Origin of the sequence: Paenibacillus sp. JZ16 (genome assembly GCF_015326965.1) — a bacterium.
Classification (GTDB): domain Bacteria; phylum Bacillota; class Bacilli; order Paenibacillales; family Paenibacillaceae; genus Paenibacillus_AQ.
In genome coordinates, this window is sequence record NZ_CP017659.1 from 4,264,391 (window position 1) to 4,281,244 (window position 16,854).

The following is a 16,854-nucleotide window of genomic DNA, read 5'->3' on the forward strand; positions in this document are numbered from 1 at the left end:
CATCATCATAGATTGGTTGAAATTGCATGCCGCCCTCCCGGTCAGTACCGTAATAGGATATATAACAATTATAATGTTAGGACACTTTTTTGTCATAGATATCAACCATGCATAGGCAACCACCTGAGGTCCAATATGCATAATTAAAAATAAATGAAAAAACAACCATCGACGACTCCACGTCATCAATGGTTGTTTATACGTTACTCCATTATTTATCGATCAGGTTGGTCACTTTCAGCATTCTTGCGATCAGTGCGGTTACCTCGGCACGTGTCATTTGCGCTTTCGGACTAAGAGCTTCCGGTCCGTTGCCTTGAATAATTCCCGCATCGATCAATTGGGTTACATCTGCCTTTGCCCAAGGCGCTACATTGGCCCCATCCGTATATTGTGCCAGCGTAGTAGCAATCTGCTCCTGATTTGGCACATCTTCGGATTGAATCAAACGATATGCACGAGCAATCATAGCAAAACCTTGCTCTCTCGTAATTTGCAGACCGCCTTTGAAATTGCTGTCATTATAACCACGAACGATATCAAATTCATTCGCAATGGATACAGCGTCCTTATACCATATTGAGGCCGGTACATCAGAGAATTTAGCCTGCGATGCATCCTGACGCATTAAGCCTAGGCCCAACACGACAATCTCAGCAAATTCCGAGCGCGTGACATAACGATTCGGCGAGAATGTATTATTACCGTTGCCTTTCAGACTCAGTCTTGCGGCAATGTTGTTGACATCCTGTTTGCCCCAATGGGATTTTACATCCTCGAAATCCTGAGGATTCCAGATGACCGAGTAAGTGCCGCTGCTGCGAAGATCATTGATGAGTGCGAAGTAACGGTTATTGACCTTTGTTACGACCGTCGGTACATGGAATACGCTGCCGTCCGGATTAACGATAACGCCTGTCGTAATCCGGTTCGGATCTACGCCTTCCGGAATTGCGATGTATTTTGGCGCATAGCCGTTCAATAATCCCGTTCTATCCGTTTTTCCGTCATGCACAAAGGCCAAATCGAGGTCGACCGGATGCACAAGCAGTTCATAACCGCCTTGAGCTGCCTTCTCGCGGGCAAACTTAGCCAACTCATCGCTAGAACGTTTGATCTTGATGTTTGCCGCAATGTCGCTGATCGGAGCATTGCCGAACTGCTTGCTAATCGCGTTCACATCGAGCTGTCCTGCAGGAACCGGATAAATCGCCAGCACATCTTCAATATCCAAGCTGGAGCCGGTATCAGAAAGCTTCTTCAGATCTTCAACCGTCAATCCTCGAACTTCAACATCGCCGTTACCCGGTACGCTAATGCCGAGTTTATGTCCTTTACCGTCTGCAAGAATACCGGACAGTTTGTCCTTATCGATCGTAACCGTCGCTTGACCACCGTTTACCGTGCCCGAAGCGAACGATACATTTGAACCGTTAATGGTTATTACGATGTTCCCCGGTTTCGCCGTGTTGTCCGTTGTTGGTGGAGTCGGTGAAGTTGTTGGACTAACTGGGTCAGAGTTACCGCCACCATTATTGCTACCACCATTGTTGCCACCGCCGGAGTTGTCGTTACCGGAAGCTTTCTCACGATCGATGATATAGGTATACTCGTTGATCAGCTTACCAGCTTTGTCATAGACGCCGACTTTGATCTTATTCTCACCTTCTTTAAGCGGCAGCTTATTCCACTGATCGGCAGGATACTCTATATCGTTCACAATGATTTTAACCTGAGTATCGTCCGGATACTTCGCCACTGGATTCAGGCTGATGCCGTATACGTCATTCGTTACCGTTCCGTAATAGGTTTTGTTTTGGTTCGGGTCAAATGGTGGAGTTAACTCGATATCCCGATTGCCGCCATTTGTTAAACCAACGAGGTTCAGTTCCTCTAGTTCTCCGTTCGTTACAACGAGATCATCTAGCGCCTTTTGTAACTCGGCCAGCGCCTGATCTACTTGATCCTGCGTAGCATTTGGATCGTTCAGAACGTTGTTGGCTTCGGTAAGCTCGCGCTCCAGATTAGCCCAGCTTTCAGGGGTGTAATCTTTCCCATCAAGCGTGCCTGCTTCGGTTATCTTCGCTTCAAGAGCAGTTTTGTCGACCTTAATCTTCTCCAGATTATCTAGCGCTTCGGTCAACTTTCTAACAGCTGCATCTACTTGATCCTGCGTAGCATTTGGATCGTTCAGAACGTTGTTGGCTTCGGTAAGCTCGCGCTCCAGATTAGCCCAGCTTTCAGGGGTGTAATCTTTCCCATCAAGCGTGCCTGCTTCGGTTATCTTCGCTTCAAGAGCAGTTTTGTCGACCTTAATATTCTCCAGATTATCTATTGCCTCGGTCAACTTTCTAACAGCTGCATCTACTTGGTCTTGAGTTGCACTTGGATCGTTCAGAACGTTGGTGGCTTCGGTAAGCTCGCGCTCCAGATTAGCCCAGCTTTCAGGGGTGTAATCTTTCTCGTCAAGCTTACCTGATTCGGTTACCTTCGCTTCTAGAGCAGTTTTGTCGACCTTAATCTTCTCCAGATTATCTAGCGCTTCGGTCAACTTTCTAACAGCTGCATCTACTTGATCCTGCGTAGCATTTGGATCGTTCAGAACGTTGTTGGCTTCGGTAAGCTCGCGCTCCAGATTAGCCCAGCTTTCAGGGGTATAATCTTTCTCGTCGAGCGTGCCGGCTTCGTTTACTTTATCTTCAAGAGCAGTTTTGTCGACCTTAATCTTCTCCAGATTATTTATCGCCTCGGTCAACTTTGTAACAGCTGCATCTACTTGATCCTGTGTAGCATTTGGATCGTTCAGAACGTTGTTGGCTTCGGTAAGCTCATGCTCCAGATTAGCCCAACTTTCAGGGGTGTAATCTTTCTCGTCGAGCGTGCCGGCTTCGTTAATTTTGTTCTGTAATTCTGTTGTATTAACCTTTGTCGATACGGTATATGTTACTGAATCTGACGCTTCCGAATCCACATAGGCATCGTTATTCGACTTCGCCGTTACCGTTACATCATAGCTGCCGGGTTGCAGTCCCAATGTCGACAAATCGAGCTCAGTTCCATTTACGGCTTCGGTAGTAATAATGGTGCCGTCACTTAACTTCACCGTTACTTCATACTCATCTGCATGGTCTATAGGGGCCCAGGATAGCATATCCCCATTCAATTGAGCATTAGGCTTCGCTAGCTTTGTTATTTCCTTGTCAAAAGCATCTACAGGAACTCCGTTAGTCCCCTTCAAGTTCCCGTTTCCGCTATAGGATACAGTTACCTTTTTGCCAGCAATGTCTGTTCCGGATGGTAATGTAATAATCAGTTTTGTGGTGTCAACCGGATCAACTTTAATACTAACCTGATCAATCGGTACCACTGCACCATCCATTTCAATTAAGAAACCAGTTGAATCGGTTAGCACTACATCTTGATCAAAAGTGAAGACAATTTGATTACTATCTGCTGTAGCTTGATCAAGTTTAGCACTTATCAGTTGTGGGGCTGGCGCTGCAATCGTGAAGTATGATCCATTATTAAAATCTTCACTGCTAAGCGTTGCTTTACCGTCAACTAACTCGTAGAACTTGTCTTGATAATCGAATTGATTGTCTGCACTGACAACTAAATATAAAGGCCATTGTTCAGCTGTTTCTACTTTATCTACTTGCAATGTAATCTGAACAGGTAACCCTGTTACTGCCTCTTTGTCTGCCCAGTTGGTCTTCTCCACTTTGTGAATGCGCGCAGTATGCTTTAGACTTTCATTGCCTTTATCGATTGGACTAATGAACTCCGTCCCAGCCCCATTATCGCTAAAAACAAAAAATGATTTGTCGTTAGCAATTTTTCCGGCATTCTCTTCATTAGAATTTGCTACCGTATCTCCTAATGAAATCGTTACGTTGGCGCCGTTATCTTGAGACTTCGATTGTTTCTGATTCAATGCCCCCATATCGTCACGCCCGATTCCGGTGATACGGTTACCATAGCCTTGATTATTAGCTGCAGTCCACATCGTAGATGTTTGCCCTGCATCATGATTACTCGTGACATAATCGATCAGTTGGCCATTTGCATCTTTCAAAGTCAGACCATACTTTAAGGCGAGGTAGCTGTTAACCTTATGGCGCTCAGTCTCACTTAATTTTTTGTTGAATACAATTACTTCGGAGATGGAGCCGTTAAACCGGCTATAGTGACCTGCACCGATGTATACTTTACCACCAGCAGCAAGAGTAAAATTAACTTTATGTTCATCTCCAGTACCGTTAATTGGATATAACTGTTTTCCATCTAAAGCAAAAGACCATTGATCTTTATTAGGATTCCCAGAGTCTACTGCACTCCATATATTCATAACTCGTGTCTTCTTCAAGTCATATCCTGTGACATCAATTTCTTTAGACGAATCGGATCCAAAATAGGTGCGAATCAGATTCCCGGTTCCATTCCCATATGCAGAAGACGCGCCATATTTACCGCCTAAGTCCCAAGGAAATCCACCAAAATTGCTACTTGCTTGAACTGAGAACACTTCCCGTTCTGTGTCCTGTGTAGTACCTACAGAAGCTTTTTTGAAATAGGTAGTAGCCGAAGTCACCTGAATAGCGGGATTATAGTTCACAGCATTAGCGCTATATGGAATAATTCTGTCGGTTTCATTTCGGTCCCATATTTCATTAATGGCCAAATCTTGTAACTCGGTAACCTGGCCATTCTCAGGCTTAGCGCTCTTGCCTACATCTACCCATGATATCAATCCATCATTTACTCCCACCCCGCCAGGAGCAGTTGTAGTTACCGCTTTCTCTTTCCATACCAAGTTATTATTACCTACACCATAACTTGCAAAAAGTTGGCCGTTATCGGAATAGAGATTCTCCAACCCTGTCAAGCCAGCTCTCGCTGCTTCCCCAAACTTATTTCCTACATTCATACGTGCTACCGCGGTAATACCCGCTTCTCCGGTAAAATCATCGGATAGAGTAAGGAACGTACTACCTTGTAAATTAACGTTTAGCTCAGTTTGTTGGTTCACTCCTCTATTCCCCGTTATCTGTGCTGTACCAGAAAGATTGAACTTAGACGTATTCGTGTTGGTACTAACTCCACCACCACTATTGTCAGTGATTGTACCTCCAGTCATAGTGAACGTCGCATCTTCAGCAATCAATACCGTACCTGAGTCTTTAGTCAATTTATTACCGCGAATTTCTCCACCTTTCATTTCTACAACCGGTTTCGATCCTACGGTATTATGTCTGATATATATTGCGCTTCCTCCAAATTCGGAATAACTGTTACGTAAAATAGTCCCTTCTTCAATAATCAGCTTTGAATTATTGTAGACATTCATTATTCTTCCAGTGAAGGAACCTACATTACCCTTGGCATCAATGATAATATTATTTAATGTAAGCTGGCCCTTCTCAAGATAAATAAGTGTGTCTTTATCTGCTCCCGGCTCACCGGTTGCCGCACCCTTTGTCGAGCCACGCTGAATCACAGCGGTATTTACGCCAGAAGCCGTAGAGATCGTAACACTCTTTTCTTCATTAAGATGAAGGTACTTTAAGTTGCCATCGACCGACAAATCGATATTGTCCAAGACATATATCGTTCCCCCGTCATTCACCTCTTGATAGGCTTTGTACAATGTTGCGTAAGGATGGTTTCGGGTTCCATCACCTGAGGTGTCACTGCCTCCACTGGATACGTAAACATCCGATAAAACTTCAAATTGTCTAGTCACAGTCCCCGACTGTGTATTATTTTTATTAGCTGTAACATTGATCGTATATGCACCTATAGTCAAGGCATTAGCAACTGGAAACTCCCAGTTCCCGTTCTCATCAGCGGTTACCTCTTCAGAAACGATGATAGACTGGTCTGCTGCACTAACGATTTCAATCTTTACATTCGCAAAAGGTTCTGTTACCCCGGTCAGCGTCGGCTTTTTCCCCATTACCTCGCCGTCGGTACTCGGTTTGCTCAAGTCATTCTTGAATGCTCGCCATACCAAATTCTTATTTGCATCATAACTTGCAAGAAGAGAGCCAGAGTCGGCAATCAAATTCTCGACACTGCCCATACCTTCTTCTGTTACACGTCCAAATTGTGTTCCCGATGTCATGCTCTGGGTGGTAACGCCTGCCTTCCCCGTAAATGCACCGTTTAGAATTAGAGCTTTATAATTTGCCAGGTTAACGTTTACTTCTTTTCCGTTAAATGTATTCCCGGTGATATTGGCTTCACCCGAAAGGACGATCTCACCGCCGCGAGACTCAACGCCTCCGCCGATATTATTTGTAATGTGGCCACCGGTCATAATAAATTGTGCTCCAGGATCGACAAAAATTGCCGCACCAATCAAAGAACGTTTATTGCCTTTAATTTCTCCATCATTCATTTCTACAATAGAACCGGCGTCTCTGGTGTATATCGCACTTCCTTGATGTTGTGAAAAACTGTTTTGTAAAACAGCACCTTCTCCAATAATCAGTTTTGAACCACCATAGACATTAAATAATCTTCCATCGATCGCCCCTCCCATTTCCTCGGAGTTGCCGTCAATGATAATATTACTTAATGTTATCTGGCTCATATTAGTTAGTTGAAAGAGTACTTTGCCGCTTGGCTTGCCACGTTTAATCATCACGGTGTTATTGGCATTAGGGGCAGTGGCAATCGTAACATGCTTGGCTTCATTTATTGCAACAATTACATCAACGCCATCCTTCAGTATAACGTCGTCCAGGAGGTATATCGTTCCCCCGTCATTAACCTCTTTATAGGCTTTCTGCAGGGAAGCGAACGGAGTCGACTCAGTTATTCCATCGTTTTGGTCATCACCACCGCTGGATACATAAACTTCCGAAGAAGCAGCATAGCTGACTGGCATTCCTGAGCTTACCCCAAGTCCCGTGAAGACAAGGGTAAAAATCAGAAACATAACTCCAATTTTCCGCAAATTAATGTTGTTGCTTAGCATTTAGATCCATTCCTTTCTTGTGTGAAGTTTTCCATTTTCACCGTAGTGACGGCCCATTTCCACCTCTTTTTCACTACTTTTTCAACTGCTATGTCAGGGTCATAAGAGCTAGTATTCGACTCAGAAAACCTGTAAGAGGCTTACTGCCAGTCGTTCACAGCATCGGACTCCTTCAATAGAATGACTAAAATAAAAAAACTCCTTCCAAAGGCGAACGCCAATAGACGGAGGTTTCCGTCGTTTTCGGCAGCTGGCTGGCATAGGTCAATAGAACCATTAGCCCCTATAGCTTTGCGTCCCCGCTTTTCAACAGGTTTGCTCTTATCGTACGAGCTTTATTATGTAATACTTGGTAACAAAACTACTTAAATTTTGATTCTTTTTTCATAAAAATACAAGGTACTCAGGTCTTATGTTTGTTGTATTTTATCAAATTATGTCTAATATAGTGCTTTGGTAGCTTCTTTTGACATTATATGTGGCAATTCTGAACATATCCTGAATATGCTTGTTATAGATAGAGTCTTAAGTATGCAAAAAGTATCTTCACCTGAGGGTTCTCTACCCTCGCGAATTGTATCATTCACTTCTATACAAAAACTTTACAAGCCAGGGACTTGAAAGATGAATACTAACAAAATGAAGCTGTAATGCCAGTAGACTGACCCTTTTCTGTGGTATAAAAGGGGCAGCTATTCCGATAAAATTTCTTTAAATGTAAGCGACCGACAAACTTTTCTTTACTTATAGCAGGGTTCTGATCCAACACCATAAATACGGTTGGAACCGGAACCGGCCAGGTTTATCGACCAATATAAATCACTTGCGGACATATAAAGAAAATGAGCCCGGCATAATTACCGGACTCATTTCATTAAACTGCCCAATACCTATGATATCTAACCATTTAGGGTCACTTCACAGGTGGAGCAGCCTCTATTTCATTATGTCTTCGACACGGATACGAGAAGCTCGTTATCGCTTGAAACGACCGCCCCTTCAGGGCGTCCAGGAGGGTGCGGCATCCGGTTCGCAATCCACCACTCCCCCATTCCGACAAAGGCCGAAGATGTGAACGGAAGCGCGGCTTCTGCATCCACGCCTTGGGTGACCCCCTCCATCTCGATTTGCTTCTGAGTCAAGGTTAGCTCATAGGATGCAATCAAGCCCTCATACTCTGCCTTGATGAGTACGGTTCCTTCCGATTTCACCGTTACTACACCGCTAGCGCTGATCTCCGCTATAGTTGGATCACTGCTTGTATAGATGACGTTTGCCTCCACCTTTTCACGGCTTCCATCGCTGTACACTGCGGTAGTCACCGTTTGGGCATTCTCTCCAACGACCAGTACAACCGGCCCCTCGAGCTCAATCTCAGTCAGTGTAACCGGTTCGTCATTGTCGCCTGCTGATACCGATTGTAATACAGGTCGTTTAGCCATACCGTCCCATCTCCAAATCGTGTTAAAGTCCCACCCTAATCTGTCTGTATAGGTAGATGGAGTCTTTATTTCAGTTTCAGATAGGCCTAATCCTTTAAGGGTTGTTAATGCTCCTTCAGCTACACCTTCTTTATTCACTATCATGCCGTCAAATGCATAATTATTTTCGAGCGTAGCGGTGTGTCCCGCAAGAACTCGTCCCATCACCCGGTTTGCCATCGTTGGCGCCGTAACCGAAGGGCCCAGGGCAATGACATTTCTGACGACTGTATCATTGTATCCGTATCCAGTCACTCCGCCCGCATTGCTCGTCATCGCTCGAACGGTTCCAGACGCATACACGTTTTCTGTTAGGCTGCCCGAGTTCGTAATTCCGATTAGGCCGCCGGCCTGACTTACCTGAGCGGTTACATCCGCGGTTGAATAGCTGTTTCTTACGATACCATTAGAATAGCCTACTAGACCGCCGACTGTGCTGGAGCCTGTAATAGAGCCTGTTGAGAGGCTATTCTCTACCTCGCCATTGTTCGTGTTGACGAGTATGCCTATTCTGCTTCCGCCAGTGACGCTGGCATCGATCATGGCTATATTTTTAATCACTCCGCCATTAAGATGGAATAAGCCGCCGCTCGAAGAATGAAAATTAACTATTTTCTTCCCGTCGCCATCCAAAACACCGGTGAACGAAACCACTTTAAAAAGCGACTCAGCCGGTTGTCCGGCGTAATCCATATCATGGTCCAACATATACTTTTCCGCCGGGAAGTTTTCCATAACGTTCAAATCAGCAATGGATTTGATTCTGTAATAACCTGCTTCATTTCTTTCTAAAGGCACGACAGGCTCGCTTGCCTCTTCGGGATTACTGTTCAAAACCGGACGCTTTAAAGCATCATTCCACATCCAAACCGACTCAAAATCCCATTTCAATATATGGATATACGTATTGGAATCTTCAACCTGTTGCTGGGATAGCCCTAAACCTTTTCTGTTGTCAGCAGCGGCAATACTTTCGCCTTCTACATCCACCATCATGCCATCAAACGCATAATTATTCTCAAGCGTTGCGGTATGCCCCGCAAGCACTCGTCCCACCACACGGTTCGCCATCGTCGGCGTTACGACTGAAGGATTGAGAGCAATCACGTTTTTAACAACCGTATCATTATAGCCGTAGCCAGTCACTCCGCCTGCATTACTTCTAAGCGCCCGAACGGCTCCAGATGCATACACGTTTTCCGTTAAACTGCCTGAGTTTGTAATGCCGATCAAGCCGCCAGCCTGGTTCAACTGGGCCGTTACATCTGCTGTAGAATAGCTGTTTCGCACGATGCCATTGGAATAGCCCGCCAGACCGCCCACGGTGCTGGAGCCTTCGATTGAGCCCGTTACATAACTATTCTCTACCGTTCCGTTGTTCGTGTTAACGAGTATACCGATATTACTTCCGCCAGTAACGCGTGCATTAACCATGGCTATGTTTTTAATCGTTCCGCCATTGAGATGAAATAAGCCGCCATTTTCTGATTTGAAATTGGTTAAGGATTTATTATTTCCATCAAATATGCCAAGGAAAGGCGTCCCCTTAAATAGGGGATCAAAAAGCTGCCCTTCAAAATCAAGATCGTTTTCCAATATATAATTTTCATTTGGAAATTCTGAAATGGTCTTTAATTCACTAACCGAACGGATGATGTAGTACCCATCTTCATTCCGATCAAGCTTCGGCTTTGGAATATGGTTTTCGTTAATTTGTTCCAAATTACTTTGCAGTAATGGACGCTTGGCATCTTCATTCCAGATCCAGATCGAATCAAAGTCCCAACCAAGGGTCTCCATGAAAAAAGCTGGCTTCGTGAATGCTTCTGCACCCACCCCCTGTCCTTTTTCATTGTTTGGATCAGGGACCGTAACGTTCTCACTGCTAACAAACATATTTTCATCGGCGTAATTATTGACTAAAGTTGCCTTATCCCCAGCTAACACTCTGCCGACAATTCGATTCGATGCCGTACCTGTAACAATCGATGGATTTAATGCCATACTATTTTGAATGACCGTATTGTTATAACCGTATCCGCTGATGCCGCCAGCATTGGATTCTTCTGCTATTACGGCTCCCATGGCATAGACCTGTTCGGTTATACTCCCCCGATTCGTAATCCCGATCATGCCGCCGGCTTGCTTGCCCCGTGCATTAACTCGAGCTGTTGAATAACTGTTTCTAACGATACCGTTTGAGTAGCCCACAAGACCGCCAACTGTAGAATTGCCTCGAATAGCTCCGGTACTGTAGGCATATTCCACGATTCCATCATTCTGATCCACCAGGATTCCAACATTGCTCCGGCGAACATCAATGTCTGCATGGATGATTCCTACATTTCGAATAATTCCTTCATTAATGGCAAAGAGACCTGCGCCGCCTGAGGAGATCATAACGTCTGTAATCGTATGCCCTTGCCCATCAAACGTACCCGTAAATGGAGCGCCATTTGCGCCAATCGCTTCGAAAAACACGCCCTTCCCATCAATGTCCCGGTCTAAAATAAAATGTTTGTCCGGGAATTCATGCATTTTATAAAGTCCACTGGCACTTTTGATTTGATATGGATTGCCTTCCGAACCATCGCCCAGCATTCCTTCTTTCGCTATGAACGGGTCTGTTAACGGCTCTTGATCGATTGGATTATTAACCAATCTTACGACGATCGTATGTTCATCGCCAAATGCAAGAGGGTTATCAAATAAGATGATTTGTTCTCGTCCGAGATGTTCTAGCGTTGCTTCTTGAATAACTGTTTCCAACAGCTGTTCACCTGTATGATCCCGCTTTTCCCCGATCACGGTGACACGTTCACGCGAGCTCGGGTAATTCAAGACCCCAACGCCCTTCAAGACGTTATTTTCCACAATTGCGCTCGTTAATTCCAAATAATTAGCAGGTTGTTTAATCGTAAATGAATCAATCTCAACACCGTCGCTGTTGTAAGCTTTCAAGGTGAGCGATTGATCGTTTGATTCTAAAATAACACCCGTCTGCTTATTTTCATCATAAACGATATGATCCCAGTCAAATGATTTGTTATCAAAGAACGTTGGACCTGATGAACCAACGGTCACAAAAGTTGTTCCTAAATTCATCGCTTCTTCCGATATATCCTTTACACCATCTCGTATGGTTGTCCGTTTATACACATGATCATGACCACCAATATACAAACTAACGCCAAGGCGTTCAAATGCTTGAGACAATTTCACTCTCATCATGTCCATACCGGTCTCATCGCCGGATTGACCGCCATAATAAGGATAATGCCCCATAACGATTTTCCACTTCTTGTCCGTTGCCCGCAAATCTTTTTCCAGCCATGACAGCTGCTTGTCAAAATCCAGCACGGAATTCAGAACAGCGACGTGCATATCGCCATAATCAAACGAATAATTCGTTTCCCGGTAACTGCCTTCACCGTTCTTCGGCAGGTTGAAAAACCCGGAGAACGGCACGAGCTTCCGCTCTGTCGCACGTTCACGGTCCCCGACAATGTGAGCAGAAACCAGCCCCATATCATGGTTGTAAATATGGTTAAACACATCATCCCAAGCATACATATTGCCGCCGTTCTCGACCAAGTCTCCTACTTGGATCACCGTCTGTCCGTTTGAATTTTTCTCCTGCAAAACGTCTAGCATATTTTTAAAGAGCTGGAAGCTTTCCGGATTTCGATCCGGAACTCCAAGATCCCCCATCACATACATAACGGCTTCCTCTGAAGCTGGCGCGGTCCTGAAGCTATAACTGCTGCTCCAAGGTCCAGTCGGTGACATCCCATACCGATAGTCATACGTAGTCCCTAAGTCGAGATCAGTTACCTTCGCTTCATGGGCTGCAAGAACGCGATAGTTACTCTTGTCATACGTATCACCATAGGCGGCTTGAAAATAAGAGACTTCCGCTTGTACCACTTCAGCATCGTCCCATGTTGCCACTGACTCCGGTTTATACTGAACATACGACGTTTCTAACGCCTTATCCGTTACTAGATTTACTCCTACTTCACGTTCATTCTCACCAACATTAACAATGGGTTGGAATTCATTTAAAATGTTATCAGCGTCCAGATTTTGTTGATCAACAAGCAATCGAATAAGTTCAACACGCGTATTTCCTTGAGCGTCGGTCGCTACATACTTAATGAAATAGTCTCCATACATATCGACCTTGAAATGCTGATTTAGAACGGCTACTTCTCCTTTATCATTTAAAACGATGGCTTCCACCGATAAAGATTGACCGCGATGATCCGTCGCCGAAGCGCCCAGCACTTCTACTTGGTCCCCAAGCTTAATGGTGTCCGGATATTGCCCATGTACCGTAATTTCAGGCGCGTGCACCGTGCCCCTCGTTTCATCACCAATCCAAATTGGGGCACTTACAGCTTCTTCACCGTCTGCTTGAAAAGCTCTAACGATGAAATAATCCCCATCTTTAGTTGCTAAGGTTACTTCCTTTTCAAATTTATTACTGGCAATGCTGCGGTACTCCTTGAGAACTTCTCCGCTGTTTTTGTAAATAACGACTTTATCCAAAACATCGTTAGCATCAGGGTCATTCATGCGTACGAAAAGATTGATTTCTTTTGTATCGGCCGGAAGGATCGCCCCCATCATCTGACCTTTTGCGGAAACTGCCATTTCTAGGTTCCGATCAAATGATACATAGGTGCGATGGTTTCGCATCGCCTCGTAAAGACCTTCTCTTGTAAGGTTATCTCCCCACATACCGGTCACATGGGGCTGAACCATCCCCCAATTTCCTTTGTGCTCGTCTCCGCCAAACACAGGAGAAACATGCCAGCCTTGATCTAATGCCTTGGTATAGACTGCAAAATCATTGGAGGATTTGTATTCGATCATATTAAGGTTTCTGTCAACGTCTCGGTTATAATGTTTAAATTCATTGAAACTCCAATTGCCTGACAAGCGTGGATGATTAAACTGAGCAATCGCATGAGGATCTTGGGCAAGTCTTGCGTAAAAGGTTGGCAAATCATATTTGATGTCGCTCCAGCCCCAAGTGCCATCCGCGCCTACTCCATGTGTTCTTGCAAACCATGGGGCATTAAATAGGTTGATATGACCCGATTCATCATACCAGGTCACCTCCGTACCAGGCAGCGTAATAAATTCGTTATCACGATTGTGAGCATCGGATTGCTCATGCAGCAGCTTGTATTCTTTTGAATAAGAGTCTTGAACATTCGTAATAAAATCACTGCCCGTACTGATGTCATAAGTCACGTCGTGTTCAGTCACTGCAAAAAAATCAAAGTCTGTATTAGCCTTCACAAAATCGTAAGCATCATTGGGCAACAATATCCCATCACTGAGAGATGTATGGGAATGCATGTGACCTTTGAAGAGTGAAGCTCCTGAGTACTTAGCCCTCTCTTTTTGAGAAACACCTTCTTCTTTATCTGAAGACGCGGATACATTAATGCCGTAACAAAGACTAATAACCCCCGCTATAAAACAAGCCATCACAATAAAAGGCAGACTTCTTCTTTGGGACTTCAATCAAAATCCTCTCCTTTTTCGGCTTAATGGTAATACAGGTGTCTGACTGATAGACAAACAGCCCCTAACCAAAAAATGCAGTCTGAAGGCTGTTCATAACATCTATCTTGTTCATCACAGTCGCAGCAATGGCTTAATGATAGGTGCAAGCGACTGTGCCATGCGCAAAAATCCGAGGTCCGTTGGATGTGTTCCATCTACCGTACAATCATTGACGAAGTCATCGCCCAGCAGCTTCAAGCCGTCAACGAAATGAATATTACGGTCTCCTTCTGTCCGTCTCTGTTCCACATTTTCAATTTGGATCAGCCTGCGGCGATCATTAAGCTCCCTCCTCTCCATATAGAACTGGTCCTCGGCAGTGCTAATCCTTGAGACTACTAGTATAGGAACTTGGGGATGCCGATCTCTTAAAATTTGGATGAAGGCAGGCAGCGTTCGTGCGATGTTTCCAGCCTCGCCCGTATTCCCTTCATAATCAAGAATGAATAACGCCGGATCATCGATTTCCGACATGATCTGCGCGAGCTCCGGCTCGCCCTTTCCACTCCCGGAAAAGCCTAGATTTACGAACTCCACCGGAATCATACGGCTAAGAATATTAGAATAAGCCATACCCGGCCGGGAGGCGCATCCTCCTTGCGTAATCGAAGTTCCATATATAATGACGGGTTTACTGCTTGCATAGGCAGGTGCATCGCTTATGACAGCATCCTTATCTACACCGATCCATACCTCTTCTACCCCTTGGTAGAGCGGCAAGTTTAAGGTGACGGCCACCTCTTTTTTTGTATCCCACTGATAAAGCTGGGATTCATATTCACTTTCCGTTGGTTTGAATCTAGCCGTGGTGATAAAGCTCTGCTCTCCCGGCTCTCCAAGATAGCAGTCAACCCCGCACTGCCCTGTAGGCGGCATATGATACATATTGGCCGGTCCGGCAAGACGCACCCTTATGACCAGCCTTGAAGAATTGGTGCGAAAGCGAATTTGCCCACCTGCCGTACAATAAGCAAGCGTATCAACCGGAGGCGGCAAGACAGCCCCTGAAGCCAAGGGCAGGCGTCTGTATATCCCATCCTGCGCAAGCCAAGGGAAGCCCGCGATGTGAAAGGGCGCTTCAAGCGGAGAATGCCATCTCAACTGCTCGCCATTGGTTGTCTTTGGGTATATCGTTCCGCCCAGTTGATCTAAGTTTATCTCTTTCGATTGAACGGTCATCTATTTCTACTCCCTCACATTTGGAATACATATTTCCGAATCGCCTGAGCAACGCCGTCCTCGTTGTTGGTAGCCGTCATAACGTCCGCTATCGATTTGATATGCTCTTCACCGTTGGCCATCGCCACACCGAGACCTGCCGCCTTCAGCAGCTTCGCGTCATTATCACTGTCTCCCATCGCAATGACATCGGACATCGAGAAGCCCAGCATCTGGCAAACCTCACGCACTCCACTTTCCTTGGTAGTTCCTTTAACTGATATCTCCATATTCGTAGGGGCCGAACGGGTAACTTCAAGCGTCCCCCATCGGAGCAGCTCCTCCTTAATTTCCGCGAGCTTCTGTTGATCATGGCTGCCGATCCCGAATTTCATCCAATCCCTCTCGAACATCTCAGGCGTCCAATCCTTGTCGCCCGTCAAGCTCTCCACGCTGTAGCCCCAGTACCATTCGGCCCGTTCGGCAGCAATGGCGTGCATATGGCGGACCGTATCCCGGGGGAGGAAGACTCGCTTCTTAAGCCTGCCCGGCCCCTCCCAAATTTCCGCGCCATTGAGCAGCACCATCGGGGAATCAAGCCCCAGCTCATCCCAGAAGACCTGTGCCGTTTGCAAGCCTCTTCCGGTGGAGAACATCACTTTAACGCCCTGACCTACGGCATATTGAAGCCACTTTTTGGTCTCTTCCGTAATGCACTTTTCATCCGTCAGAAGAGTCCCATCCAGATCCAAGGCAATCAGCTTATATTTCGCCTTCACTTGCTGCACCGTATTCATCCCTTCACCGCTCCCATGGTCGCGCCTTCCATCAGAAGCTTTTGGAATAAGATATAAATAATAATGGACGGTACCATCGCAATGGTTACACCGGCAAACAAAGTTACCCAATCCGCAGTAAACTCCATTTGCTTATTCGCAGAATACATTTGCACCGCAATGGGATACTTCTTGGGATCGCTCAAATAGATAAACGGCGCTAAGAAATTGTTATAGAACCCTAGGAACTTGAATACGCCAACGGTTACAATTCCCGGTGTAGACAAAGGAACAATAACACGCCAAAACTTTTGGAATAATGTAGCACCATCCATCGTTGCGCTCTCCTCAAGCTCCATCGGCAAAGAGCTCATAAACCCTCCGAGCAGCATAAGGTAGAACACGCTTTCCCCCAGACTGGACAGGAGAATTAATCCCGTCAAACTATTGGTTAAATTCAGTTCCCTCATCACTACATACTGGGGTACAAGCGCATTGATGCCAGGCAGGAACAGGGACAACATAATCAAGCCCCAAATCAATTTTCTACCTTTGAACTGCATTCGAGTAAGCGCATAGGCGTTAATTGTCGTAAAGAAAAGCCCAAGCACCAGACTTCCGCCGACATAATAAAGGGTATTTAAGAGTGATTGCCCAAAACCGTATTGATTCCAAGCCTTCGAATAATTCTGCCATCTTGGTTCCGAAGGCAGCGCCCATATATCTTTAAAAAACTCAGGATTGCTTTTTAACGATTCATAGATAACCCAGACTAAAGGAAATAATATGGTCAACGACCAAGCATAAAGCAGCACACGCCACACAACGTCCATAAACGTTCGTTTTTCCTTCAAACTTTATCCCTCCGAACTTCATA

At 45.3% G+C, this 16,854-nt stretch carries 5 protein-coding genes and 1 riboswitch; all 5 genes read right to left on the minus strand.

What is annotated here, in order from left to right:
* Positions 1-211 precede the first annotated feature (211 nt).
* A complete protein-coding gene (locus BJP58_RS19400; RefSeq protein WP_194540225.1) occupies positions 212-6,982 on the minus strand; it encodes a DUF8202 domain-containing protein in 6,771 nt (2,256 codons plus the stop codon).
* A 242-nt stretch (positions 6,983-7,224) separates the two neighbouring features.
* A riboswitch (cyclic di-GMP riboswitch) is annotated at positions 7,225-7,312 on the minus strand.
* 614 nt (positions 7,313-7,926) lie between these two features.
* Positions 7,927-14,001 carry a CehA/McbA family metallohydrolase gene (locus BJP58_RS19405; protein WP_194540226.1) on the minus strand — a complete coding sequence of 2,025 codons (6,075 nt, stop codon included), beginning with the start codon at positions 13,999-14,001 and terminating at the stop codon, positions 7,927-7,929.
* Positions 14,002-14,115: 114 nt separating this feature from the next.
* Entirely contained in the window at positions 14,116-15,222 is a 1,107-nt protein-coding gene (locus tag BJP58_RS19410; protein ID WP_194540227.1) for an SGNH/GDSL hydrolase family protein, read from the minus strand.
* A gap of 14 nt (positions 15,223-15,236) precedes the next feature.
* The gene (locus tag BJP58_RS19415; protein WP_194540228.1) at positions 15,237-15,998 is read right to left on the minus strand and encodes a Cof-type HAD-IIB family hydrolase; all 762 of its coding nucleotides are present in this window, start codon (positions 15,996-15,998) and stop codon (positions 15,237-15,239) included.
* Entirely contained in the window at positions 15,995-16,831 is an 837-nt protein-coding gene (locus BJP58_RS19420) for a carbohydrate ABC transporter permease (protein ID WP_071219381.1), read from the minus strand. Before BJP58_RS19420 ends, BJP58_RS19415 begins: the two co-directional genes overlap by 4 nt.
* Between the last annotated feature and the right edge of the window lie 23 nt (positions 16,832-16,854).

What these genes read in the sequence shown, in the direction of transcription:
- BJP58_RS19400 (WP_194540225.1), bottom strand. Translation starts at nt 6,982, where the DNA reads ATGCTAAGCAACAACATTAATTTGCGGAAAATTGGAGTTATGTTTCTG.
- BJP58_RS19410 (WP_194540227.1), bottom strand. Translation starts at nt 15,222, where the DNA reads ATGACCGTTCAATCGAAAGAGATAAACTTAGATCAACTGGGCGGAACG.
- BJP58_RS19415 (WP_194540228.1), bottom strand. Translation starts at nt 15,998, where the DNA reads ATGAATACGGTGCAGCAAGTGAAGGCGAAATATAAGCTGATTGCCTTG.